27 protein-coding genes and 1 pseudogene are annotated in these 20,156 nt (G+C 61.4%); 22 read left to right on the forward strand and 6 right to left on the reverse strand.

The window, feature by feature from the left end; translation table 11 throughout:
* Positions 1-13 precede the first annotated feature (13 nt).
* Complete coding sequence (locus tag AC2YI2_RS27585; RefSeq protein ID WP_487389737.1) at positions 14-1,237, forward strand: argininosuccinate synthase; 1,224 nt, start codon at positions 14-16, stop codon at positions 1,235-1,237.
* Between the two features lie 53 nt (positions 1,238-1,290).
* Here the strand turns inward: AC2YI2_RS27585 and AC2YI2_RS27590 are convergent, their stop codons facing one another.
* From AC2YI2_RS27590 to AC2YI2_RS27600, 3 genes are all read right to left on the reverse strand, one after another.
* Positions 1,291-2,523 (reverse strand): multidrug effflux MFS transporter, encoded by a 1,233-nt coding sequence (locus tag AC2YI2_RS27590; RefSeq protein ID WP_487389738.1) that lies wholly within the window; start codon positions 2,521-2,523, stop codon positions 1,291-1,293.
* A gap of 11 nt (positions 2,524-2,534) precedes the next feature.
* Positions 2,535-3,029, reverse strand: a complete 495-nt coding sequence (locus tag AC2YI2_RS27595) for a MarR family winged helix-turn-helix transcriptional regulator (protein WP_487389739.1) — start codon at positions 3,027-3,029, stop codon at positions 2,535-2,537.
* Between the two features lie 84 nt (positions 3,030-3,113).
* Positions 3,114-4,295 carry an FAD-dependent oxidoreductase gene (locus AC2YI2_RS27600; protein WP_487389740.1) on the reverse strand — a complete coding sequence of 394 codons (1,182 nt, stop codon included), beginning with the start codon at positions 4,293-4,295 and terminating at the stop codon, positions 3,114-3,116.
* An 83-nt stretch (positions 4,296-4,378) separates the two neighbouring features.
* Here AC2YI2_RS27600 and AC2YI2_RS27605 point away from each other — a divergent pair, with 83 nt between their 5' ends.
* The 6 genes from AC2YI2_RS27605 (at position 4,379) to AC2YI2_RS27630 (ending at position 10,494) form a co-directional block, all read left to right on the forward strand.
* Entirely contained in the window at positions 4,379-4,951 is a 573-nt protein-coding gene (locus tag AC2YI2_RS27605; protein WP_487389741.1) for a TetR/AcrR family transcriptional regulator, read from the forward strand.
* 111 nt (positions 4,952-5,062) lie between these two features.
* Entirely contained in the window at positions 5,063-7,123 is a 2,061-nt protein-coding gene (locus AC2YI2_RS27610; RefSeq protein WP_487389742.1) for a M3 family metallopeptidase, read from the forward strand.
* 18 nt (positions 7,124-7,141) lie between these two features.
* On the forward strand, positions 7,142-7,660 hold the full coding sequence (locus tag AC2YI2_RS27615; RefSeq protein ID WP_487389743.1) for a GNAT family N-acetyltransferase: 519 nt from the start codon (positions 7,142-7,144) through the stop codon (positions 7,658-7,660).
* Positions 7,661-7,845: 185 nt separating this feature from the next.
* Positions 7,846-9,429 carry an alkaline phosphatase D family protein gene (locus tag AC2YI2_RS27620; protein ID WP_487389744.1) on the forward strand — a complete coding sequence of 528 codons (1,584 nt, stop codon included), beginning with the start codon at positions 7,846-7,848 and terminating at the stop codon, positions 9,427-9,429.
* A gap of 133 nt (positions 9,430-9,562) precedes the next feature.
* Positions 9,563-10,042 (forward strand): hypothetical protein, encoded by a 480-nt coding sequence (locus tag AC2YI2_RS27625; RefSeq protein WP_487389745.1) that lies wholly within the window; start codon positions 9,563-9,565, stop codon positions 10,040-10,042.
* Positions 10,039-10,494, forward strand: coding sequence for an Asp23/Gls24 family envelope stress response protein (locus AC2YI2_RS27630; RefSeq protein WP_487389746.1), 456 nt, complete (start codon positions 10,039-10,041; stop codon positions 10,492-10,494). The genes AC2YI2_RS27625 and AC2YI2_RS27630 overlap by 4 nt, the downstream gene beginning before the upstream one ends.
* Before the next feature lie 17 nt (positions 10,495-10,511).
* Here AC2YI2_RS27630 and dxr read toward each other — a convergent pair whose 3' ends face one another.
* Positions 10,512-11,678 carry a 1-deoxy-D-xylulose-5-phosphate reductoisomerase gene (gene dxr / locus AC2YI2_RS27635; protein WP_487389747.1) on the reverse strand — a complete coding sequence of 389 codons (1,167 nt, stop codon included), beginning with the start codon at positions 11,676-11,678 and terminating at the stop codon, positions 10,512-10,514.
* Positions 11,679-11,944: 266 nt separating this feature from the next.
* On the opposite strand from dxr, the gene AC2YI2_RS27640 reads away from it, so the two are divergent.
* The 3 genes from AC2YI2_RS27640 (at position 11,945) to AC2YI2_RS27650 (ending at position 14,099) form a co-directional block, all read left to right on the forward strand.
* The gene (locus AC2YI2_RS27640; RefSeq protein WP_487389748.1) at positions 11,945-12,784 is read left to right on the forward strand and encodes a sulfotransferase; all 840 of its coding nucleotides are present in this window, start codon (positions 11,945-11,947) and stop codon (positions 12,782-12,784) included.
* Positions 12,785-12,814: 30 nt separating this feature from the next.
* Positions 12,815-13,702, forward strand: coding sequence for a hypothetical protein (locus AC2YI2_RS27645; RefSeq protein ID WP_487389749.1), 888 nt, complete (start codon positions 12,815-12,817; stop codon positions 13,700-13,702).
* Positions 13,703-13,859: 157 nt separating this feature from the next.
* Positions 13,860-14,099, forward strand: coding sequence for a hypothetical protein (locus AC2YI2_RS27650; RefSeq protein ID WP_487389750.1), 240 nt, complete (start codon positions 13,860-13,862; stop codon positions 14,097-14,099).
* Between the two features lie 205 nt (positions 14,100-14,304).
* On the opposite strand, the pseudogene AC2YI2_RS27655 reads toward AC2YI2_RS27650, so the two are convergent.
* Both AC2YI2_RS27655 and AC2YI2_RS27660 read right to left on the reverse strand, forming a co-directional pair.
* Positions 14,305-15,537 (reverse strand): annotated as a pseudogene (locus tag AC2YI2_RS27655) (tyrosine-type recombinase/integrase).
* A 12-nt stretch (positions 15,538-15,549) separates the two neighbouring features.
* A complete protein-coding gene (locus tag AC2YI2_RS27660) occupies positions 15,550-15,975 on the reverse strand; it encodes a hypothetical protein (RefSeq protein WP_487389751.1) in 426 nt (141 codons plus the stop codon).
* A gap of 118 nt (positions 15,976-16,093) precedes the next feature.
* Between AC2YI2_RS27660 and AC2YI2_RS27665 the strand changes: the two genes are divergently transcribed.
* From AC2YI2_RS27665 to AC2YI2_RS27720, 12 genes are all read left to right on the forward strand, one after another.
* Positions 16,094-16,294, forward strand: a complete 201-nt coding sequence (locus tag AC2YI2_RS27665) for a DNA-binding protein (RefSeq protein WP_487389752.1) — start codon at positions 16,094-16,096, stop codon at positions 16,292-16,294.
* A complete protein-coding gene (locus tag AC2YI2_RS27670; protein ID WP_487389753.1) occupies positions 16,291-16,539 on the forward strand; it encodes a hypothetical protein in 249 nt (82 codons plus the stop codon). The genes AC2YI2_RS27665 and AC2YI2_RS27670 overlap by 4 nt, the downstream gene beginning before the upstream one ends.
* Before the next feature lie 46 nt (positions 16,540-16,585).
* The gene (locus tag AC2YI2_RS27675) at positions 16,586-16,822 is read left to right on the forward strand and encodes a hypothetical protein (protein ID WP_487389754.1); all 237 of its coding nucleotides are present in this window, start codon (positions 16,586-16,588) and stop codon (positions 16,820-16,822) included.
* 23 nt (positions 16,823-16,845) lie between these two features.
* A complete protein-coding gene (locus tag AC2YI2_RS27680; RefSeq protein WP_487389755.1) occupies positions 16,846-17,040 on the forward strand; it encodes a hypothetical protein in 195 nt (64 codons plus the stop codon).
* On the forward strand, positions 17,033-17,386 hold the full coding sequence (locus tag AC2YI2_RS27685) for a DUF1376 domain-containing protein (RefSeq protein ID WP_487389756.1): 354 nt from the start codon (positions 17,033-17,035) through the stop codon (positions 17,384-17,386). The genes AC2YI2_RS27680 and AC2YI2_RS27685 overlap by 8 nt, the downstream gene beginning before the upstream one ends.
* Positions 17,387-17,776: 390 nt before the next feature.
* Positions 17,777-18,079: a hypothetical protein gene (locus AC2YI2_RS27690; RefSeq protein ID WP_487389757.1), complete on the forward strand. Its 303-nt coding sequence runs from the start codon at positions 17,777-17,779 to the stop codon at positions 18,077-18,079.
* Positions 18,076-18,315, forward strand: a complete 240-nt coding sequence (locus AC2YI2_RS27695; RefSeq protein ID WP_487389758.1) for a hypothetical protein — start codon at positions 18,076-18,078, stop codon at positions 18,313-18,315. The genes AC2YI2_RS27690 and AC2YI2_RS27695 overlap by 4 nt, the downstream gene beginning before the upstream one ends.
* A gap of 99 nt (positions 18,316-18,414) precedes the next feature.
* Entirely contained in the window at positions 18,415-18,885 is a 471-nt protein-coding gene (locus tag AC2YI2_RS27700; protein ID WP_487389759.1) for a hypothetical protein, read from the forward strand.
* A gap of 136 nt (positions 18,886-19,021) precedes the next feature.
* Complete coding sequence (locus AC2YI2_RS27705; protein WP_487389760.1) at positions 19,022-19,234, forward strand: hypothetical protein; 213 nt, start codon at positions 19,022-19,024, stop codon at positions 19,232-19,234.
* Positions 19,218-19,520, forward strand: coding sequence for a hypothetical protein (locus AC2YI2_RS27710; RefSeq protein WP_487389761.1), 303 nt, complete (start codon positions 19,218-19,220; stop codon positions 19,518-19,520). Before AC2YI2_RS27705 ends, AC2YI2_RS27710 begins: the two co-directional genes overlap by 17 nt.
* On the forward strand, positions 19,517-19,819 hold the full coding sequence (locus AC2YI2_RS27715) for a hypothetical protein (RefSeq protein WP_487389762.1): 303 nt from the start codon (positions 19,517-19,519) through the stop codon (positions 19,817-19,819). Before AC2YI2_RS27710 ends, AC2YI2_RS27715 begins: the two co-directional genes overlap by 4 nt.
* Entirely contained in the window at positions 19,812-20,156 is a 345-nt protein-coding gene (locus AC2YI2_RS27720; RefSeq protein ID WP_487389763.1) for a hypothetical protein, read from the forward strand. The genes AC2YI2_RS27715 and AC2YI2_RS27720 overlap by 8 nt, the downstream gene beginning before the upstream one ends.

Below are 20,156 nucleotides of genomic sequence, written 5' to 3' on the forward strand. Positions count from 1 at the left end.
CGGATTGCTCATCATGGCGCTTCCCAAGGACGTGAAAAAGGTCGTGCTCGCCTATTCGGGCGGACTGGATACGTCGATCATCCTGAAATGGCTGCAGACCGAACTCGGTGCAGAAGTGGTCACCTTCACCGCCGATCTCGGCCAGGGCGAAGAGCTGGAGCCGGCGCGCCGAAAGGCCGAGATGCTGGGCATCAAGGAGATCTTCATCGAGGATGTGCGCGAGGAATTCGTTCGCGACTTCGTCTTCCCGATGTTCCGCGCCAATGCCGTCTACGAGGGCGTCTACCTGCTCGGCACCTCGATCGCCCGTCCACTCATCTCCAAGCATCTCGTCGATATCGCCCGGAAGACCGGCGCCGATGCGATCGCCCATGGCGCGACCGGCAAGGGCAACGACCAGGTCCGCTTCGAGCTCTCCGCCTATGCGCTGAACCCCGACATCAAGATCATCGCCCCCTGGCGCGACTGGGCCTTCAAGAGCCGCACCGATCTTCTGGAGTTCGCCGAGCAGCACCAGATCCCGGTCGCAAAGGACAAGAAGGGCGAAGCGCCATTCTCGGTGGATGCGAACCTGCTGCATTCGTCCTCCGAGGGCAAGGTGCTGGAAGACCCGAGCGTCGAGGCGCCTGAATATGTCCACATGCGCACCATCTCGCCCGAGGCCGCACCGGACAAGGCAACGATCATCAAGGTCGGCTTCGAGAAGGGTGACGCGGTCTCCATCAACGGCGAGCGCCTCTCGCCCGCAAACCTGCTCGCCAAGCTCAACGACCTCGGCCGTGACAACGGCATCGGCCGCCTCGACCTCGTCGAGAACCGCTTCGTCGGCATGAAGTCGCGCGGCGTCTACGAGACCCCCGGCGGCACGATCCTCCTCACCGCGCACCGCGCGATCGAATCGATCACGCTCGATCGTGGCGCAGCCCACCTCAAGGACGAGCTGATGCCGCGCTATGCCGAGCTGATCTATTTCGGCTTCTGGTTCTCGCCGGAGCGCGAGATGCTGCAGGCCGCTATCGACCTGAGCCAGAAGCATGTCGAGGGCGAAGTGACGCTCAAGCTCTACAAGGGCAATGTCATGGTCATCGGCCGTGAGAGCACCAAATCGCTCTATTCCGACCAGCTCGTCACCTTCGAGGACGACCAGGGCGCTTACGACCAGAAGGATGCCGCGGGCTTCATCAAGCTCAACGCACTGCGCCTCAGGACGCTCGGCAAGCGCAACCTCAAGGGCTGAGCGCAGTCACCGCATCATCTTGAAGGCCTCGGCACGCGGTGCTGGGGCCTTTTCTATTCCGCCGGTTCGGCTCCGACTTCGACACGAGCCGGGGTTGCCAGTTCCGAGAAAGGATTGGCGCGGATGGCGGCGAGATAGACCACGTAGCTGACGATGGCGATCAGGCCGAAAGCCGGAATGACGATCTGCAGGGCGAAGACCGGCGCGCCGATTGCGGCACAGATCATGCCGCCCACCAATCCGGACGCCATTTGGGCAAAGCCCATCATCGCTGCAGCCGAACCGGCGATATGCGGGAAAGGCGTTACCGCCGCCGTCATCATGTAAGGCGTGACGAAGGCAATGCCGAAGGCGCACAGGCCGACCGGCAGCATCACCGACAGGAAGCTGAGCGACAGGAAATGGACGGATGCGACCAATGCTCCGCTGCCGGCGGCGATCAGCACCAGCCCCGGCAGCATCATGTTGATCGCAGCCGTGCGCTTGAGCAGCGAGCGGACGACGATCGAGCCGACAAAATAGCTGCCAGACTGCATCAGCATGCCAATACCATACTGAAGGGGTGTCAGGCCGACCCGGTCGATCAGGACGAAGGGCAGCACCGAGGCAAGCGTGTAGAGAATGCCGATGGCGCCGCCGATGACCAGGCTGCCCGACACGAAGCGCAGGTCGGTGAGGATCTCCGCATAACCGGCCAGAATCGGGCCGGGTCGCGCCTTGGTACGGTCGGGCACGGTGGTCTCTTCCATGGCGAAGACGACCATGATGCAGGCGGCAATCGAAAACGCCACCATGATGAAGAAGATCGACTGCCAGCCGAAGACTCCGAGAGCAATGCTGCCGATCGTTGGCGACAGCCCCGGGCCGACCGCTAGCATCATGCCCATGAGGTTCATGATCGAGGCCGACTGATTGCCGGTGAACTGGTCGCGCACGATGGCGCGGGCGACCGTCATGCCGGCAGAGGCCCCGATACCTTGGACAAGGCGGCCTACTATCAACACTTCCACCGTTGGCGCAAACGCCGAAAGCAGGCTGCCGATCAAGTAGATCGCCATAAAGCCGATGGTCACCGGCCGGCGCCCGAAGGCATCGGACAGTGTGCCGGAAACCAGCTGTGCTACGGCAAAGCCGCCGAAATAGAGCGACAACGTGAGCTTGATCATCGCCTCGCTGGTGAGGAAGGCATGCACAAGTTCGGGCATGGCTGGCGTGTAGAGCGCCATCGAGATAGGCCCGAGGGCAACGAGGAATGCACCGATAATGCTGGTGCGCGTTTCACTCATCCGGCCAGCCGTCATGCCTGCACCTTGGCGACAGGCGAAAGTGGCTGGATCTCCACCTTCTCTCCTGTGATATCGAGAAGATTGCCACGCACCTGCTTGAGAGCCAAAGTCAGCGTCGAACGCGTCGCAGCATCAAGCCCGGCTTGCGCCTGCTCGACGACGATCTTCGCTTCGGCGCGGATGGTCGTGATCATCGCGTCGGCGGCCTCGGTGGTACGCAAGTTCTTCGCCCGCCGGTCGGATGGATCAGGCTGGCGGCTCACCAATCCGATCTTCTCCAGCCGGTCGATATAGCCGCAGACAGTCATCGGTTCGACGCCCATGCGATCGGCGATCACGCTCTGGCGCGCGCCTTCATTGGCAGCGACATAGATGAGGGCGCGCGCTTCGCCGGGCGTGATCTGCAGGCCAATACCGGCAATGCGGCGCTCGAAACTCTGGCGCATGAGCCGGGAGGTGTCGTTCAGCAGAAAACCGAGAGAATCCGGATCGGTCTTGAGAGGCATGAAATAGGTATCCTTGATAATAAGGATGCCTTATTATATCTGACGCAAAAGTGCAAGCCGACGGCGCCGGATTCTTCCGCCCAGTCACCTTGGAAGCTCGACATATTCACGGCGATCGAGGCCCGAAAGACTCAGCTGGACTTTGCGCTTGAACGCTGTGGACAGGTTCAGCACGCCGAAAATCGCGGAACGCAGCAGCTTGCCCCAGAAGCCGTGAACAAGCGCCACCTTCGTCAGTCGGTCCGCGAGCGCCAGGACCTTCTGGGCCGCCGGACGACGAAGGGTCTCGTACTGATCGAGATCGCTGGCCGGCCGGCCCTGCTTCAACACGCCGACCAGCAGCCGCCCGAGGATCACAGCATCGACAAGGCCGGTATTCATGCCCTGGCCACCGGCTGGGCTATGCACATGCGCGGCGTCGCCCATCAGGAAGACGTTGCCCTGGCGATAGGCGGAGGCAACGCGGTGATGTAGCCGGAACCGCGAACTCCAGAACACCTCGCCGACGCGGATCCTCTGGCTCTTCGGGCCGCGCGTGTTCATGATCCTCTCGATCAGCGCGGCATCCGGCTTCTCGGGGGCATTCTCGACTGTCGCGACCACGCGGAAGTGGCCATGCGGCAGAGGTGCCACCACGACCGGCCCTTCCGGCGAGAGATAGAAGGCGACCTCGTCGCGGTCGGTCTGCCAGTTCATCGTCACGTCGGCAAGCACGAAGGAATCGGCATAGCTGTCGCCCTCGAAGCCGATGCCGGCGCTGTCGCGTACAACGCTGTGCATTCCATCGCCGGCGACGACATAGTCGGCGCGAACCAGGTGCTCGCCATCAGCGCTTTCGAGCCGCGCTTCGTAGCCTGCTGCCGCCTCCCGCACCGAGAGAGCCGAGACGCCCCGATGGACGCGGCCGCCAAGGCTGGCGAGCCGATCGGCGAGAACGGCCTCGGTTTCCTGCTGCGGTATCATCAGGATGTGGTTGAAGCGCGTCGGCAGCTTGTCGAATGTCAGGCGGAGCAGCGCGCGATCGCCGTCGCGCACTGAGAAATGCTGAAGCTGGCGGCCACGCTGCTCCAGGTCTTCAACGACCCCCAGCGGCTCGAGCATCTCCAGTGTGTGCGCGTGGATAACCGCAGCCCGGGAGGTGTTGAGACCCGCGGCCAGCTTGTCGATCAGAAGGTAGTCGACGCCTGCCTGCTGCAAAGTGATGGCAAGGGCAAGGCCGGTGGGACCCGCACCGACGATGAGGATTCCGGTCTGTTCAGGAAGCATGAACTTCACTCCAGTTTGTCAACGTGTGTTGATATTTATTACGGCCACTTGCATTTGTCAACAAGCGTTGGCATTCATGTCGCATGGCTGAAACAAAGAAGCAGACCAAGTCGGATCGCACCCGATCGACCATCCTCGAGGCGGCACGCCAGATCTTTGCCAAGGAGGGCTATGAACGGACCACGATCCGGGACATTGCCGCCGCGGCCTCGATTGATCCGGCCATGGTGATCCGCTATTTCCACAGCAAGGAAGAACTCTTTGGCCGTATCGCCGAGTTCGATCTCCGGCTGCCCAACCCGGCCGATATCGATCGGGACAGGATCGGCGAGGCGCTTGTCACGCATTTCCTCAACATCTGGGAAGGCGAGAATGCCGTGCCGGGGCTGGTCGTCATGATCCGCTCGGCGTCGTCGAACGACTTTGCCGCCCAGAAGATACAGGAGGTTTTTTCCGGACAGGTACTGCCGATGCTGACCAGCATTGGCGACCCCGCGGATGCGCGCAATCGCGCGGGTCTGGTCGCAAGCCAGCTCATCGGGCTCGCCTTCGGTCGCTATGTCATGAAGTTTGCGCCGGTCGTCGGGCTTTCACGCGAGCGGATCATTCGAGACATCGGCGCCACCATCCAGGCCTACCTGACGGGCGAGAGGTGATTGCGCCGAAAATCGCCCAGCGGGTGTGCTTTGCAGCGCGCGCTCCCTATATTGCGATCGAGAATTCTGATTCCCCCAATCCTGATGACCAGGGCCGCCAAAGGAGATCCCATGACCGAGACCCAAATCAATCCGGCCATCTTCACCTGGGACGGACCGCATGGCCTGCCCCGTTTTGCAGCCGTCCACGACGAGGATTTCAAGGCCGCTTTCGACCACGCGCTGGCCGCGCACAATGCTGAAATCGAAGAGATCGCCAACAATCCCGAGGCGCCGACTTTCGCCAACACGATCACCGCGCTCGAAATCGCCGGCGACGAACTTTCCCGCGTTTCCTCGCTGTTCTGGAACAAGGCCGGCTCCGACACCAACGACACGATCCAGCATCTCGAACGCGAGATCTCGCCGGTCATGTCGCGGCATTATTCAAGGATCGGTCAGAATGAGCCACTCTTCAAACGCATCGATACGCTGTGGGAGGCCCGTGAGAGCCTCGGCCTGACCACCGAGGAGAAGCGCGTTCTCGAACGCCACTGGAAGGGCTTCGTCAAGTCCGGCGCCAAACTGCCAAAGGATCAGCAGCAGCGCCTTGCAGCGATCAACGAGAAGCTTTCGAGCCTCGGCACCAATTTCGGCCAGAACATCCTGGCCGACGAGAAGAACTGGTTCCTGCTGCTTTCGACCGAGGAAGAACTCGCCGGCCTGCCCGACTTTCTGCGCGATGCCATGGCAGGTGCCGCCACCGCTCGCGGCGAGACCGGCAAATATGCCGTCACGCTCTCGCGCTCGATCATCGAGCCGTTCCTGACCTTCTCGGACCGTCGCGATCTTCGCGAGCAGGCTTTCAATGCCTGGATCGCCCGCGGCGAAAATCCCGGTCCGACGGATAACAGGGAAATCATCGCCGAAACGGTTGCGCTCCGCGCGGAGAAAGCCTCGCTGCTCGGCTATCCGCATTATGCAGCGCTGAAGCTCGACAACACCATGGCCAAGACCGCCGAGAATGTGAACGGGCTCCTGATGCAGGTCTGGGAGAAGGCCCGCCTGCGAGCGCTGGAAGAGGAGGCCGATCTCGCCCGCGTCATCGCCGGCGAAGGCAAGAACCATGGCGTCCAGCCCTGGGACTGGCGGCACTATGCCGAGAAGCTGCGCGCCAGCACGTACAATTTCTCGGAAAGCGAGCTGAAGCCCTATCTCCAGCTCGAAAAGATCATCGATGCCTGCTTTGATGTCGCGGGCAGGCTCTTCTCCATCAAGGCGGTGCGCCGCACGGACGTCGCCGGTTATCATCCCGATGTCCGGGTCTATGAAATCCTCGACGCGAAAGACGATCTGATCGCGCTCTTCATGGGCGATTATTTCGCCCGGCCATCGAAGCGCTCCGGCGCCTGGATGAGCTCTTTCCAGAGCCAGCACAAGCTGCCGCTCAAGAACGGCGCGAAGGGCGAGATCCCGATCATCTACAATGTCTGCAACTTCGCCAAACCCGCCGAAGGCAAGCCGGCGCTGCTCTCGATCGACGATGCCCGCACGCTGTTCCATGAATTCGGCCATGGCCTGCACGGCATGCTGTCCGATGTCACCTATCCATCGGTCGCCGGTACCGGCGTGTCGCGCGACTTCGTCGAACTGCCCTCGCAGCTCTATGAGCATTGGCTTACAGTGCCTGAAATCCTCAAGGAGTATGCCCTGCATTACGAGACCGGCGCGCCGATGCCCGAAGAGCTCCTGGAAAAGGTTCTTGCCGCCCGCACCTTCAATGCCGGCTTCAACACGGTGGAGTTCACCTCGTCCGCGCTCGTCGACATGGCCTTCCACACACGGCCGCCTGGCGGTGACCCGATGGTGCTGACAGCGGAAGTGCTGGCCGAGATCGGCATGCCATCGTCGATCGTCATGCGCCACCGTACGCCGCATTTCTCCCACGTCTTCTCGGGCGACGGTTATTCGGCCGGCTACTATTCCTACATGTGGTCGGAAGTGCTCGATGCGGACGCGTTCGAGGCCTTCATGGAAACCGGCAATGCCTTCAACGCCGAAACAGCAAACCGCTTGAAGGAAAACATCTATTCGGTCGGAGGCTCGGTCGATCCCGAGGATGCATACAAGGCTTTCCGCGGCAAGCTGCCGAGCCCCGAGGCAATGCTGAAGAAGAAAGGTCTGGCGGCCTGAGGGTCGCCACACACCCGCATGATTCCAGTTATCGAGACGCCCCGCCTTATCATCCGAGCCCATGCACTTGCTGATTTCGATGCCTATGTAGCCATGTGGGCCGACCCTGATGTCGTGCGCTTCATCACCGGCACGCCTTTCACGCGCGAGGCGTCCTGGTCGCGCTTTCTCCGGCATCCGGGTCACTGGCAACATATGGGTTTCGGCTTTCTCGCCATCGAAGAGCGGGAGACGGGGCGCTTCATCGGCGAGGCTGGCTTCCACGACATGCGGCGGGAGATAACGCCGTCGATCGAGGGAACTCTCGAAGCCGGCTGGGGTCTCACGCCCTCGGCGCATGGCCGCGGCTATGGCTTCGAAGCGATGCAGGCACTCGTCGGCTGGGCGGACAACGCATTTCCCGGCCGCCGCATGACCTGCATCATCGATCCCGCAAATGAAGCCTCGCGCCGCGTCGCAACGAAGCTCGGCTTCAATGAGGTCACCGTGGCCGATTATCACGGAAGCGCCGTGACCCTGTTTGAACGGCTCGCCTAACGGCCGGGCAGGGAATCTCTTCGGCCTGGTCCTATCGGCATGGCGGTCGCGCTGGGCATTCCGACATCGCTGACCCGTCACCGAAGCATCATCGAAACGTCACGCCAGCATAACCCCCCTGACATAAAACGGCTGTTTGGTACCGCCCGCGAGCGAACCTCGCTCGCGGAATCAAGGAGAGATTCATGTCCAGGATCACCACCACATTTTCCCGCCGCGGCCTGCTGAAAGGCACGGCTGCCACTGGCCTCCTCGCGGCCACCTCAGGCCTTGCCGTGCCCTTCTACGCCCGCGCCGCCAATGCGCCGGCCTTCACCCACGGCGTACAGTCCGGCGATGTCGATGCCTCCTCCGGCATGATCTGGACGCGCGTCGACCGCCCGTCGCGCATCTTCATGGAAGTCTCGACCGCCGAGAGCTTCAAGGACCCGATCCGTCTTTCGCCGATGGACGCCCTTCCCGAGAGCGATTTCGCCGTCAAGCGCCTGGTCGAAAACCTGCCGGCAGACCAGGACATCTTCTACCGCTTCACCGCCGCCGACCTCTCCGACATCAATGTCATGTCGCAGCCGGTCACCGGCCGCTTCCGCACCGGTCCTGCCTCCCGCCGCAACATTCGCTTCGCCTGGTCGGGCGACACGGCGGGCCAGGGCTGGGGCATCGATGAGGTCGGCATGAAGTGCTACGGCACGATCGCCGGGCACCAGCCGGACTTCTTTCTGCATTCCGGCGACACCATCTATGCCGACGGCCCCTTGAAGGACAGCGTCGAGCTGCCCGACGGTACCAAGTGGGTCAACAAGGTCGTGATCGACGAGAAGCGCAAGGTCGCCGAAACGCTCGCCGAATATCGCGGCCAGTGGAAATACAACATGATGGACGAGCATGTCCGCGCGCTCAACGCCGTCTGTCCGACCTTCTTCCAGTGGGACGACCACGAGGTCACCAACAACTGGTCTGCCTCCAAAAACCTGATGGCCGATGACCGCTATACCGAAAAGTCGGTCGCGCTGCTCTCGGCCCGCGCCGCCCGCGCCTTCCACGAAATGACGCCGATCCGCTACACGCCGGCCGAGCCTGGCCGCATCTACCGCAAGATCTCCTATGGCCCGATGATGGACGTGTTCTTCATCGACCTCCGCTCCTATCGCGGCCCGAACGGCGATTCCACGGAAACCGTGCTCGACGACACCTCGCGCATCATCGGCGCCGAACAGCTCCGCTGGCTCAAGCGGGAACTCGCCAATTCGCGCGCCACCTGGAAGATCCTGGCCTGCGACATGCCGATCGGCATCATCGTCTGGGACAATTTCAAGGAAAAGAAGGGCGCAGAAGCCATCGCCAACGGCGATCAGGGTCCGGCCAGCGGCCGCGAGCTCGAAATCGCCGACCTGCTCCGGTTCATCAAGACTTCGGGCATCAAGAACACGGTCTGGCTGACCGCCGACGTGCACTATACCGCCGCGCACTACTACAACCCCGACAAGGCCCAGTTCCAGGACTTCGATCCCTTCTGGGAATTCGTCTCCGGCCCGATCCATGCTGGCACCTTCGGCCCGAACGACATGGACATGACCTTCGGCCCGGAAGTGAAGTTCGTCGCCGCCCCGACCAAGGAGCAAGGCCAGAACCTGCCGCCCTCGGCCGGCCTGCAGTTCTTCGGCCTCGTCGACATCGATGGCGCGTCCGAGCAGTTGACCGTGCGGCTTCTCAACCGCGACGACAAGGAACTCTACAAGATCACGCTCGACCCGGTTCGAGCCGTCTGAGTTTCATCCCGACGACAGGGCGCGCCTTCGGGCGCGTCTTTCCCGAATAAGCCGGCACGCCCCCGCGTTGGAGCAATAATTCTGCTGCACACTTGGCAGCACGCCACTATGCTGGCGGACCGGGGGACAAGGCATGGCTGTGAATGAAGACAAGGTCGGGACCGGCGCAAAGATCGTCGTGCTGGTCGTGCTGGGCATCGTAGCGCTCGTGTTCGCGCTGCCCGGAGCGATCGTCTATTGGGCAGTGGTCGAAGACTGGGCCGGCGACCCCCGCGGTTTCCATGGCATAGACGGCGCCATCAACTGGCTTTTTGGGGTCTGCGCCACGGGCGCCATTGCAGCAGGCATCATAATCATCGGCGTCATGCTGCGCCTCCTGCGCTGGCGGAGGGCACCGCTTGCAAGCCTCGCTCTTTCGGTTCTGAGCACCGCCTTCATCATCGCAACCTATCTGATCTTCTCGGACACCAACACGTCGCCTGACAGTATCGAGGTGGTCTTCCTGCAAGGCTGCTGCATCGTCCTGCTGCTGCTTGTGGCACTGCCGCCCTTCCTGCACTGGGCGATGAACAAACCCGAAAGTCTTACCGTCCCGACGGAGCCCCGGCCATGACGGAACCGACCACGATTAAGAACCAGAGCAATGCGCCCGTCGTACTGCGCATCCTTCTCGCAGTCGTCTGCTTGTTGCCGGCCGCCATCGGCCTTTTGATCATCGCGGCGATCTTCATCGCCTTCGTCTACGAGGGATTTCTCTTCAAGTCCTCGGACGAGGTCTGGATGCAGCTCTTCATCGGTGCCGGCGCTGTGCTGATACTGCTGCCGGCAATCGTCATCGGCATCATCCTGCGCTATGCACGATGGAAACGCGCACCTTCGGCGAGCCTCGTGCTTGCCATCATCGTCGGCGGAACGGGGGCGCTTTCATCGGGAATGTTGCAGACAACGGTCATTTCGGGCGATTCGGAGAGCTATATTCTGCTCATGCTCTTCTCCATCGCAGGCATCGCCATCGGCGCGCTCCCGCCCTTCTTTCACTGGTGGAATGCGCGCGACGACGCTTGAGAAGAAGGCGGTCGGCGTCAGGCCGCGGCACTCTTGGAGACGAGCGCCGACGAGCGCTGACGCGCCTCAGCATCGGCGGCATAGACGTCGTCCATGGACGAAGCCGCAGGCAAGTCCGCCATCCGGTCCATCACCTCTTCGGTGATCGCGGCCATCTCCAGGAAGCCGATGCGGCCGTCGATGAAGGCCTCCAGCGCCACTTCCTTGGCGGCATTGAGCACCGCGCCCTGCAGGCCGCCCGCCTCCATCGCGCGCCGCGCCAGCCGGAGCGCCGGGAAGCGCTCCTCGTCCGGCGCTTCGAAATCGATGCGCGAGAGTTTGGTGAAATCGAGCCGTTGGACATCGAGGGACGGACGTGACGGATAGCTCAGCGCATAACCGATCGCGGTGCGCATATCGGGGCAGCCCATCTGCGCCAGGACCGAACCATCCTTGTAGCCGACCATCGAATGGATCACCGATTGCGGATGCACGATGACCTCAATCTGGTCGGGTCGGACGCGGAACAGATGCCGCGCCTCGATCATCTCCAGTGCCTTGTTGAACATCGAGGCGGAATCGATCGAGATCTTGAGACCCATGGACCAGTTGGGATGCGCCCGCGCTGTCGCCGCCGTGACATTGGCCATCGCCTCGCGCGTCCATGTCCGAAACGGGCCACCGGAAGCGGTCAGAATGATTCGCTCCAGCGCATGCCGCTGTCCCTCTTCGAGCACCTGGAAGATCGCATTGTGCTCGCTGTCGACAGGCAACAGCCGTCCGCCACCATTGGCAACGGCCCGGATAAAGAGATCGCCGGCCGAAACCAGGCATTCCTTGTTGGCGAGCGCGATATTTGCGCCGCGCCGCGCCGCGGCAAGCGTCGGGGCAAGCCCAGCCGTGCCGACGATCGCCGCCATCACCCAGCTCGAATAGCCCTCGGCCGCCTCCGCAAGTCCGGACTTGCCGGCCGCAACAGCAATGCCGCTTCCAGCGAGTGCCTCCTTGAGGTCCAGATAGAGGGATTCATCGGCCGTGACAGCCAGCCGGGCCCGCGCATCCCGCGCCTGCTGTGCCAGCAGCGCGATATTGCCATGGCCCGTCAGCGCATCGACCGCGTAGTCTTCGCCGAGCTGCTCTATAACATCCAGCGTACTGACGCCGATCGATCCTGTCGATCCGAGAATGGTGATGCGATTGGTCATGCTGCTGCGCCGGGCCTCGTCTTCGGTCCCTCTCTACAGGGTCTGGCCGATACGGGCAAGAAAGCTCACCGGGCGCCGCCCGCGTGCGGGGAGGGCTGTAGAGCTGCAGGCAACCCGCGTCGCGGTGCGTCACCATGCGCATGATTTTTGGCGCCCCTGTCTTTCAAACCGGGTTCTGACCAACTAATGGCAAGGCGGGGTTGGAAGCAACCGCGACAGAATGCTATCGTTTGGCAGACATCTGACAACGGCAAAGGAAAACAGGTTTGGGCCTCCCGGATTTTCTCTGTATCGGCGCGCAAAAAGCAGGCACGAGCTGGCTCAACAGCGTGCTGCACGAACATCCGCAAATCTTTATGCCGCCGATCAACGAGTTGCACTTCTTCGATCGCCTTGACGATCCCAGGGCGGAGCTCCGGCAGCGCCAGATCAATCTCGCGAAGCGGGCGATCAAACGGGAAAAGGCCAAGGACGACCAAGCCGACCTGGACTACATCCGCTATCTGGACCACATCAAATCTTTCCCGCTGGCCAATCTCGATTGGTACACGGCTGCTTATTCCTGGCCGGTGGCCGAAGGCGTCAAAAAGGGCGATATCACCCCGGCCTATCTCGAGATCGACGAGACATATGTCCGCTATGCCCGGGAGTTGCTTGGACCGATAAAGCTCATCCTCATAGTGCGGCGGCCGGTCGACAGGCTTCTCTCCCAGCTTCGGATGTGGGCGGCACGCTCGACCCGCAACGATGTCCCGCAGGATGAGAAGGAGTGGATGGACCTGTTGCTCGAGATGACTGGCAAAACCAATCGCGGCAGCTACAGCCACGGTATCAGCCTCTGGCGTCGCCATTTCGGCGCGGAGAACATGCTCTGCCTGCCCTATGGCGACATGAAGACGGATCCGCGCGGGATGATCGACCGGATCGAGGCCCATATCGGGGTCGCGCGCCACGAAAACTATGCGCTTCTGACCGAGCAGATCCATGTGACGAAGAAGCTCGAAGTTCCACCATCCGTGATCGCAGCCGCCGCTGCGCTGACGGCGCCCGAAGACGATTACATCCGCCAGGAATTCGGCGAGGAGTTCTTCCAGAAGACGAAATAGCCTGCGCCGGCTGTTGCGAAGAGTGAGACGATGCTGGTTTCCCTTGGGCATTCCTGCCAGACCCGCTTCATCCTCGAAGACCTCGACGGGGCAAGCCGCCGCATGCCCTTCGACTTCAACATTGCCACCCGGGCGGCGCTCCTCAGGGCACTGGAAACCGACGGCGCCTCGTTGCAGCATGACGAAGATACGGCGCGCGTCTTCCGGATGGCATCCGACGGCCGCGAGGGCATCGAGGTCGGCGGTATGTATTTCTGGCACGACTATCCCCTGGCCGACGACAAGCTCGGGCTTGCCGAGGGCTGGCAGAGGGAGATCGCCCGGGTCAACGATAAATATGCGGCACTCTGGTCGCGACTATCCACACTGCTGCGCTCGGACGAGGAAAAGACTCTGGTCCTCTCCAACTCGCAGCACAATCTCGGCCAGTTCGCAGATGGCGACAACGACTTCCATATGCGCTTCGGACTGGGGCAACAGGCCTTCCGGGATATCACCGCGGCGCTCGATGACTATGGGGCGAAGAACTATCGCCTGCTGTTCCTGACCCGCTCCATTGCCGATCTTGCCGAGACCATCCCGCTCAAGGACCCGCGGCTTGAGCATCGTCTCGTCGGCATATTGTCGCTGCGTCCCGACCATCGGGTTGCGGCAAGCATCGCGCCGGGCCGAAGGACCGAGGACATTCTCCCGCTTTGCGGCCCCTGCGAGGGTGGAGAATGGCATGTGAAGGCAATTTCCCGGGATGTCGCCGTCATCCACCACCGAACCGCAGACGGCCTCAGGCTGCATGGCAGCATAACGCTCTCCGAGTTCGGCCCGGTCGCCTGGATCGAAGGCCGCGACAGATTCCAGGACATCACCCATGCGGCCGGCAAGCTGCATTTTTCCGACGGCTGCGTCTGGCGCCAGGATTGATCCTTTCTCCGCCATTGCGGCGTTCCTGCCTCAGGCATCGCGTCTGCCTGCGCCGTCCGATGCAGAATATCAGTCTTCATTCATACACCGTTAAGCAAGAATCGATGAAGTGGGCCGACACCACGTGATCGGGCAATTCGCCCAGACGGAGAAGAAGATGAAGAAACTGATCGTTGGCAGCGTCGCTGCCTTTGTGGCAGCCGCCTCCTTCGCAACCAGCGCCGATGCCGGCGTGGTTTTCAAGTACAAGTCCGGCTGGCGCCGCCCGGCCGCCGTCGTGGTCGTGCGCCCGCGCGTCCGCGTCTACTCGCCCCGCGTGCGCGTCTACGCTGCGCCCTGCATCGTCAAGAAGCGCGTCAACGCCTGGGGCGAAGTCGTCAAGAAGCGCGTCTGCTGATTTGATTGTTGGGGAGCCGCAAAGCGGCTTCCCTGTCTGCTGGCGCATGGCCTGCGCGTCGTAAGGCCAGTAATTCCCAAAACTTGCGGTAGGACCCGACTGGCGATCCCGACTGGATTCGAACCAGTGACCCCCAGATTAGGAAGCTGATACGACGTCGAGACTTCTCGGCACTCGCACGCTTCATGTCGCATCCATGTTGCGGTCAGTTGAAGAAGGCGCGCTCAGCAGCAGCCATTTCGTCGGCTTCGTCGGAACTCGGAAAGAGGTGCCCGTAGACGTCCATCGTAACCACGATCGACGAATGCCCCATGCGTTCTTGGACCAGTTTCGGCGGCAGCGCGAGACCTCCGTCCTCCTTCTGGTTGATGCACCAGGAGGCGAACCAATGCCTCGGCGCGAGCATGCCCGTGTACTTCGGCGCGAGGACCGGCTTACCGTCCTTATCGAGCTCGTCCGTCTCAATAGCGACCCCAGCGTTGACCCAGGCCGGATGCAGGCCGCGGCGAAGGATGTTCTTGAGCTGCTCCACCTTGCCGGTGCCATTCGGAAAGCAGAGCTCAAGCGCCATGATCTTCTCGCCGGCCGCGTCCACTTTGCCGGTATCGCGCTTCGTGCAAGATAGCTTCCATTCTTTCAGCGCGTTATCACCATCGGCGGTGCCGGCACGGTGCGTTCACCGGCGATGGACTTGGGCTTTCCTATGTCGTTGAACCGATCGGCGCGCTGATGCACGCGGATCTCGCGCTTCTCGAAATTCACATCCTGCCACCGAAGGCCTCGGAGTTCGGAGGCTCGCAAGCCGCAGAATGCAGCGGTCAGGAACAGCGCCCGCCAGCGCCCTGAAAGCACGCCAAGGAGTGCCTTCACCTGATCTCTCGTGGGGATGTCTATCCCGACCTTCAGCTTGCCCTTCTGCCGCTTCTCCTGGCGCAACTCGGCGGAGCCGCGGCGGCCCTTGATGTCGCGCACCACATTGCGCGCAACGAGGCCACGCTCCTGCGTGTCGGCGATCAGTGTGCCGAGGCTCACCAGCACCTTCTTCGCCATAGCCGGCGATCGATCGGCCGCGCGTAGCGCGTCCTCGAATGCGCGCACCTTGGCGATCGTCAGTGCGGAGAGCTTCGTTGCTCCGATCTGGGGATTGATGTGCAAGCGAACATGCCGTTCATAATCCTCAACGGTCGCGCGCTCGAGCCCGGCCGCCTTGGCGCCTGCCAGCCAAAGCTTACCCGCTGCATCGATCGCGCACTGGCGCTGTCAGCAACGTGGACGCCTTCCCGAACCTCAACAGAGGCGGTAGCGGCAAAATGATCGGCGTCTTTTTTTTCGCGAAGGCCTTCAGCCGGCGCTTCCCCGCCATGTCGACATAGTCGCAGACCCAAGCGGTCTTCGCTTCACCCTTTGGTGTGGTCCATTCACGCCTGCGAACGGACATTCATCGCCTTCTTCAGAATGGCAGGTCCGGGTTCGCAATTTTCCCGTTTGCATCGAATTCGAAGGCAGGAACGTGATCATCTCCAGACTTCGAGCGCACCTGCATGCTCCCATCAGCGAGAGCCTGTACCTGCTCACCAGTGGACATGGTGTATTCGAGGCTGTCATTGCTGAACCCCATGCTGGTTATCATTGGATGATCAACAAGGGTGTCCCGGGCTGCCTCCCTTAGCGAACGGCTTTCGGTAAGATGCCTTCTGAACCGATTCGCTAGGCTCCACCAATCATCCCGGTACTTCAGGCCATCATCCAGCAAGCGGCGGACGGCCTCCACCTCCGATGGGATACCCAGTCTATGTTGGTAGGCTGCAATCCTCTCGACGAGATCGTCAGGCAGCATAAAGACCTTCCGCACTGTCCCCGCTTTGTCCCTCGGCATTTGATTCTGTCTCCCATTTGAAGACAGCCTATACGCCCCCTTACGCACTTTCAACATACACAAACATTTGTTACTCTTATTGTCAATCATGAGTAACATGATTCGTTTGGAGGTTGGAATGGAAGCGCAGCAGTCGAACACTCCCGGTACCGAGAGCCTAGCTTGGGGCTGTGACGCGATCGCAGAGGAGATCGGGCGAACGCCCCGGCAGACTTTCCACATGCTGACAAACGGCGAATTGCCCGCGAAGAAAGTCGGCGGCCGGTGGGTCGCCAGTCGTAAGAAGCTTCGCGAGTTTTTCGAGGAGATCTCGCTATGATGGACGACCGAGGTCCCCTCCCCGACCGCGCTGAGCTCGTCGAGCGCGCCGCCGTCGCGTACGCCGATCGACCGTCCTCACGAACGCCGATACCCGATCTGATGGTCGAGTTCGAACTCAGCGTCGCCGACGCCTGCGCCGTCGTCCGGCGCGTAGAGGAGATGCCGCTTTGCCGCTCTACCTTCGTCTGGTCCAAACCCGAGGAGAAGTTCAATACAGCCAGCATCACGACGCATTCATCATGAAATTCCATCCAAAACGCTCCGGCCCGATTTCGAAGATCACTTCGAAATGACCTGGTTGAGCGGCATGGTCAAGGCAGGTGTGGAGCATATTGCCCGGACCGCCGATGTCGGTGAATTCGGCGCCGAGAAGATGTTCTGGTCGGCGATCTCCCGAGCGCTAGCCAACCACCTTCATGACGGCGTTGAGCCTGCATACGAGTTCGACCGCAATGTCTCGCCCGCGGAGCGCAGAGCCCGCCGAAAGACCCGGGCCAACGATCTCGATTCAGAGATCCCCTCTTAATGGTCGGCCCGGGCACCGAAACGTTGACCGGCCAACATCGCCAAGTGCTCCGCGGCACCGAGCGCGACGCCGCCGTGCGGGCGGCGGCCGACTGGTACCGCCAGAACAGAAATGCGGATAGCGCCCTGGCGGCTATCGCCGATCGGTTCAACATCAGCATGACCGCCGCCGGTCATGCGATCGTGCTCGCCATAGCCATGGAGGACGGCGATGGCTGAATCCGATGAGCAAGTTAGCTCTACGAGCAAGGCCGCTTGGTTTAAATTTTTCCCGACTGAGTACCTTACCCAAGTCGGCAGCATGAAAGCGGGTGAGCGAGGTGTCTATGTGACCCTGATCGCGATCATGCACGATTTCGGAGCGCCGATTATCAACGACGCACGGCGACTTTCCAAGTGCGCGGGGACGACGAAGAAGGCCTTCGATGACGCGCACGAAGCCCTGCTAGAAGCGTCCCTCATAATCAAAGTTCGAGACCGTTTATGGTCACCGCTCGTTGACCGTGAACTCGAGAACTTCGCAAGGAAATCGAAAAGTGCGCAAGAAAATGCGCGCATGGTATGAGAAAAAAGTCAACAAAATCAAAGCGACGATTATGCGGACGCATACAGATATAAGAGTAAAGAGGAAGAAGTAGATTCCCATCCTCAAAAAGAGGATGGGAAATCCAATCATCTCCTACCGATAAAATATCCGAAACTAATGTTGAGGACAGGACCGCGCGCGAGGGCGCGGTCCATCAATCCATTCAAAACGACGAGAAGGTAGCCATTCCCGGATTGGGTGAATGCTTCGTCAACAAGATCGTCTCCGTGAAGCCGTTTCGCTTGCTCGTTTATTCCAAAGACGAAGACGGAGAGCCCTGCGCCTACCGCGTCGACCGTCAGCTGAGATTCAGCGAGATTTCCATAGACGGGGCGGTCGAACTTCCAGACCTTTCAGAGGAGTTTTACGGTGGCACATCAGCTTAACTTCCTCCACCTCCTCGAGCAGACGGCAACAATCCTGCCATTCCCCCCGCGTCGCCTACACTCGTCCATAAGGGCGGCGGCGCAGCGCGTTCATGCAGCGCCTGCGCATGATCAGCCTCAAGCGATGCTCAACGAGATCGGCATGATTATGTTGCGCTATATCATCAATGGGTTCTCCGAGGACCAGGCATATCAGCTCGTCCAGGGGTACTCGCAGGCCATTACCGCCGAGCTGTACCGCCTGAAGTTCGCCGACCACCGGCCGGATCCGCGAGGTGCCGCATGACCGATGCTCCCTACGCGCTCAACTTCCTTCCAAAGACGCGTCACCCGGAATCCGCGAAGTATTCCGCGCTCGTTTTCTGGTTGCTGGGTTTGAACGCCGGCTCGATCGCGAAATTGTTGCTGGTGCCCAACGTCGATCTCGCGCATCGTCTCGCGATCGGAGTATGCGGATCGATCTTCGATGAGCGACAGCCAGCGCCAGGCCTTTCTCGATGGACTGAAATCGATCAGGTTTGATGACGGCCAGCCGCTCGACCGCGGCCGGCTCGACGCGATCTCCTGGAAGATCCAACCATTGACGCGGAGCAAGATCCGGCCGCGGAAAGCGAGGAAATCATGACCCAGAAGGCCAAGCCCAAGAGCGACAAACTGGCCTGTCATCGCGAGAATTTCGTCGCCGAGGAGGATCTGCTGTTCGGGGACGATGATCTGGCTTTGCCGGTGCTGTTTCCGATCGGCGAAGGCGAGAAGCTCGAGCGAGCATCTCAGCTTTTCGGACTGTCGACCAAGACCATCGACAGAAAGGCGAAGAAGTATCGGATCTACCAGCAGAGCGACAAGGGCGCGACGAAACTTGTGTTCTTGCCGGCCCTATCAGCAATCATTAACCGCGACTTGGCGCCCTTCCGGATGATGCAGCAGGGCAAGTGTGACCATGACCGGGTCCGAGACCATGCACATATCGTCCAGCAACGAGAGGTGGCGTTCAGGGAAGCCGAGCTTGCCGCGATCCGAAAGGAACAGGAGCAAAAAGCCAAACGCGAGCGCTCACTATCCATGCGACTCTTGGCGGGGGGTGCAAAGTAGTTTTCCGGACGCGTCCGAAATTCGGACGCTTCGGTTGGAGCGGCGACGACGGTCGCCGTGGCAACGATGTCCAACGCTGTCCAGTGTTCCCGCCGTCGCCATCGTGGGAGATTCAGCCTCAGAAACGGAGGCCATCATGTCTCACATCGATACTGACCAGGTCCGCCTGACGCTCCCGAACTCGATCGTCACCGAGAGCTTCCGGCGCGAACTGTTCCAGGAAGCGAACTGGGCTGGCGTGTCCAGCGCAGAGTTCATGTTGCGCGCTGCAGCCGAGAAGCTCCTCGAGCGGGGCCGCCCGCTCTCCGGGATCTTTGGGCCGAACGATCTCAATGAGGTGCAGCTCTGATGTTCGCCCGCAAATCCAAGGACACGCCCGACGAGGCTTTCGACAAGGCTGCCGCCAAGATGCGCGAATTCGGCAGGATGCCGCCCTGCACATCAAGGCAAAGGTCACGAAGAACCCGGCCACGGATATCGCGTGGTGGCGCGAAAAGGCGCTCGAGCATGTCGCCGACAACACACCCCTCAGCGTTCCCAAGTTCACGTTGAAGCTGCTGTTGAGAATACTCGACGAGACGATTGCCGCAGAACTCGCCGCCGCCGGAATCACCGCCGAGGCTTCGACCCCATGACCGAAGAGGAGCACGCCGCGATCGTCCGTGAGGAAACACAGCGGGTGCATGATCGCCTTCGGCCGATCCTTCAGCACAGGCAGGGCAAGGCGCTTGATCCGCTCGCCCGTCACCTCGCTTTCAGCACGAGTGCCACCCGTGTGGAAGCCATCCAAATCCTAGCCGCCGCCCGCGGCTGTCTCGACGAGATGGTTGAAGCTGAGCTGGCGCGTCGGGCGCAGGCAGACATTCATCATCGGCAACAGCTTGTAGAGAGCGCCGCCAACATCGTTCCCATGAGGAGAGCAACCAGTGACTGATCGTATCAAAACCATTCTGGCCAGTGGCGACGTCGCCGGCTTGCCGGAAATCGCCCGCTGCCTGGCACTGGACACCGATTTGTCGGCCGACGCCGCTCAGACGGTCATCGATGCCGCGGTGAAGGACATCGCCAGCGTCAAGGCCGGAAGTTCTGCCGGCCAAGGCGCCAACGACGACAGCCACGCCAACGGAAATCGAGCGGACGCTGATCTCGGCGCCCATGGCCTGGGTGCGGCCGAGGTCATCGGCGGCGCCGGCAAGGAGGCCGCACGGGCGGCGTGGGGACGGGCCGTTGCCGATGTCAATCGTGGACGCTTCGGCGACGCGGTGAACTGA

This window comes from Rhizobium sp. SRI_017, from assembly GCF_057586295.1.

Bases quoted from the DNA above. Each gene is read 5' to 3' on its own strand.
- AC2YI2_RS27585 (WP_487389737.1), top strand. From the start codon at position 14: ATGGCGCTTCCCAAGGACGTGAAAAAGGTCGTGCTCGCCTATTCGGGC.
- AC2YI2_RS27590 (WP_487389738.1), bottom strand. From the start codon at position 2,523: ATGAGTGAAACGCGCACCAGCATTATCGGTGCATTCCTCGTTGCCCTC.
- AC2YI2_RS27595 (WP_487389739.1), bottom strand. From the start codon at position 3,029: ATGCCTCTCAAGACCGATCCGGATTCTCTCGGTTTTCTGCTGAACGAC.
- AC2YI2_RS27600 (WP_487389740.1), bottom strand. From the start codon at position 4,295: ATGCTTCCTGAACAGACCGGAATCCTCATCGTCGGTGCGGGTCCCACC.
- AC2YI2_RS27605 (WP_487389741.1), top strand. From the start codon at position 4,379: ATGGCTGAAACAAAGAAGCAGACCAAGTCGGATCGCACCCGATCGACC.
- AC2YI2_RS27610 (WP_487389742.1), top strand. From the start codon at position 5,063: ATGACCGAGACCCAAATCAATCCGGCCATCTTCACCTGGGACGGACCG.
- AC2YI2_RS27615 (WP_487389743.1), top strand. From the start codon at position 7,142: ATGATTCCAGTTATCGAGACGCCCCGCCTTATCATCCGAGCCCATGCA.
- AC2YI2_RS27620 (WP_487389744.1), top strand. From the start codon at position 7,846: ATGTCCAGGATCACCACCACATTTTCCCGCCGCGGCCTGCTGAAAGGC.
- AC2YI2_RS27625 (WP_487389745.1), top strand. From the start codon at position 9,563: ATGGCTGTGAATGAAGACAAGGTCGGGACCGGCGCAAAGATCGTCGTG.
- AC2YI2_RS27630 (WP_487389746.1), top strand. From the start codon at position 10,039: ATGACGGAACCGACCACGATTAAGAACCAGAGCAATGCGCCCGTCGTA.
- dxr (WP_487389747.1), bottom strand. From the start codon at position 11,678: ATGACCAATCGCATCACCATTCTCGGATCGACAGGATCGATCGGCGTC.
- AC2YI2_RS27645 (WP_487389749.1), top strand. From the start codon at position 12,815: ATGCTGGTTTCCCTTGGGCATTCCTGCCAGACCCGCTTCATCCTCGAA.
- AC2YI2_RS27650 (WP_487389750.1), top strand. From the start codon at position 13,860: ATGAAGAAACTGATCGTTGGCAGCGTCGCTGCCTTTGTGGCAGCCGCC.
- AC2YI2_RS27660 (WP_487389751.1), bottom strand. From the start codon at position 15,975: ATGCCGAGGGACAAAGCGGGGACAGTGCGGAAGGTCTTTATGCTGCCT.
- AC2YI2_RS27665 (WP_487389752.1), top strand. From the start codon at position 16,094: ATGGAAGCGCAGCAGTCGAACACTCCCGGTACCGAGAGCCTAGCTTGG.
- AC2YI2_RS27670 (WP_487389753.1), top strand. From the start codon at position 16,291: ATGATGGACGACCGAGGTCCCCTCCCCGACCGCGCTGAGCTCGTCGAG.
- AC2YI2_RS27675 (WP_487389754.1), top strand. From the start codon at position 16,586: ATGACCTGGTTGAGCGGCATGGTCAAGGCAGGTGTGGAGCATATTGCC.
- AC2YI2_RS27685 (WP_487389756.1), top strand. From the start codon at position 17,033: ATGGCTGAATCCGATGAGCAAGTTAGCTCTACGAGCAAGGCCGCTTGG.
- AC2YI2_RS27695 (WP_487389758.1), top strand. From the start codon at position 18,076: ATGACCGATGCTCCCTACGCGCTCAACTTCCTTCCAAAGACGCGTCAC.
- AC2YI2_RS27700 (WP_487389759.1), top strand. From the start codon at position 18,415: ATGACCCAGAAGGCCAAGCCCAAGAGCGACAAACTGGCCTGTCATCGC.
- AC2YI2_RS27705 (WP_487389760.1), top strand. From the start codon at position 19,022: ATGTCTCACATCGATACTGACCAGGTCCGCCTGACGCTCCCGAACTCG.
- AC2YI2_RS27710 (WP_487389761.1), top strand. From the start codon at position 19,218: ATGAGGTGCAGCTCTGATGTTCGCCCGCAAATCCAAGGACACGCCCGA.
- AC2YI2_RS27715 (WP_487389762.1), top strand. From the start codon at position 19,517: ATGACCGAAGAGGAGCACGCCGCGATCGTCCGTGAGGAAACACAGCGG.